At 44.3% G+C, this 1,295-nt stretch carries 1 protein-coding gene; it reads left to right on the top strand.

Annotated elements, in window-relative coordinates:
- Positions 1 to 1,295: Ig-like domain-containing protein (locus tag F0226_RS22290; protein ID WP_171737679.1), on the top strand; the 1,295-nt coding region annotated here is incomplete at both ends.

The following is a 1,295-nucleotide window of genomic DNA, read 5'->3' as shown; positions in this document are numbered from 1 at the left end:
GATGCACCAGCACTGACACTTGATACGGACTCTGGCTCAGCGGCGGATGACTTCTTAACCAACGACGGCAGCTTCACAGTCGGCGGCACAGAAGATGGTGCGACGGTTGAATACCTAGTCGATGGCAACTGGACAACAACGGCGCCAGTACCTGTTGAAGGTGACAACACGATTACCATTCGTCAAACCGACGCTGCAGGTAATACCTCAGGTAGCTCAACGTTAACGTTCACTCTTGATACGCAAGCAGAATCAGGAAATGTGAGCGTAGATAGCATTACATCAGATGATGTTGTTACTGAGACTGAAAAAGAGCAAACAATTTTTGTTACAGGTACTGCTACCGATGGAGACATACAACCTAACGACGTCGTAACTGCTGTTATTAATGGAACGACATATACTAGTGTTGTAAAAGAGAATGGCACATGGGAGCTAAGTGTTAATGGTGAGGACCTAGCAGAAGACACCGAGTTCACTGTTTCTGTTAGCTCAACCGATAGCGCAGGAAATAGTGTTTCGAGTTCAGGAACTTCTACTCATATTTATGACTCAACTCCGGTTAATGTAAACATAGATATTGATCCGATTACTGAAGATTCGGTGATTAACGCAACTGAAGCTCAAGGGACAGTTACGATTACAGGTTCTGTTACTGGTGAGAATTACGTTTCTGGAACAGTAGCACTGACCGTTAATGGCGTTGAGTACGTAGGTCAAGTAATCGACGGAAAATACAGCATTGACGTCAATGGGTCTGACCTAAACTCTGATAGCGATAATATCGTCGACGCGAAGGTAGATGTAGTAAATGAAGCTGGCAATGTTGGATCGGCTAATTCAACGGAGTTCTATCTGGTTGATTTAACAGCTAGAGGGACGATCGTTATTGAATCAATTGCTGACGACAATGTTATCAATCAAAGTGAAAGCGAAAGTACCGTCTCAGTTAAAGGTACTGTTGGAAGAGATGCGAATACTGGTGACCAGATATCAGTAGTAGTAAATGGTGTGACTTATCTAACTGTTGTCCAAAGCGATAAAACATGGAGTGTAGATGTTCAGGGTAGTGATCTTGTAGCTGATAATTCAGTAACTGCTACTGTTACCGGGCAAGATTGGGTTGGGAATGAATTTAGTAGTTCGGTTTCAGAATCAATTGATGTAGATACCACAGACCCAACACAAGGCGATGGCTTGAACAGCATCGTGTTCGACGATGACTTGGTGAACGAAGACGAAGCGGACAGCGTGACCTTAAGTGGTCAGGTTGAAGTGGGCAGCACGGTCAACAG

The organism is Vibrio sp. 99-70-13A1 (assembly GCF_013114625.1).
In the GTDB taxonomy this organism is placed as follows: Bacteria; Pseudomonadota; Gammaproteobacteria; order Enterobacterales; family Vibrionaceae; genus Vibrio.
The sequence above is the reverse complement of the archived record's forward strand: the minus strand, read 5'-3'. Positions and strand labels throughout refer to the sequence as shown.